The organism is Desulfallas sp. Bu1-1 (assembly GCF_015594625.1).
Classification (GTDB): domain Bacteria; phylum Bacillota; class Desulfotomaculia; order Desulfotomaculales; family Desulfallaceae; genus JADNRQ01.
The window spans coordinates 1-472 of record NZ_JADNRQ010000079.1 but is presented as its reverse complement, the minus strand read 5'-3'; the positions used below and the strand labels follow the sequence as shown (position 1 = coordinate 472).

Annotated in this window: 1 pseudogene; it reads left to right on the top strand. The window is 51.1% G+C overall.

Annotated features, from left to right (window positions below):
- Positions 1 to 398: pseudogene (locus IT084_RS17725) on the top strand (hypothetical protein); the annotation flags it as partial.
- Positions 399 to 472: the final 74 nt, after the last annotated feature.

Sequence of the window (472 nt, the reverse complement as noted above, 5' to 3'; positions counted from 1 at the left end):
CTTCACCCCGGGGTGTGCCGGAACCGGGCTTTGATGTATGTGCCCTGGCGGAAACATCGGGTGCCAATTTTGTAGCCCGTACCACCGCATACCATGTGCTGCAGATTAAAAAATATATCATGCAGGCCATCCAGAAAAAAGGATTTAGCCTGGTAGAGATAATGAGTCCCTGTCCCACCCATTTTGGACGGAGAAACTTTGCAGGCGGGCCGCTGGCCATGATGAAATACCTGAAAGAGAGAGCCGTGCCCAAATCGCGTTTTGATAAAATGACGGACCAGGAAAAAATAGACCACATTGCCACGGGCGTATTTGTTGACAAAGAGCGCCCGGATTTCCTGACGGTCTACCGGGAACTGAATCCAATCAACCAGCTAGCGGATCAAGGGGGGCGGTAACAAATGAAAAAAACCTGGCAAATAGTAATGGCCGGAGATGGAGGACAGGGCTTGATTGTCGGCGGGCGTATCTT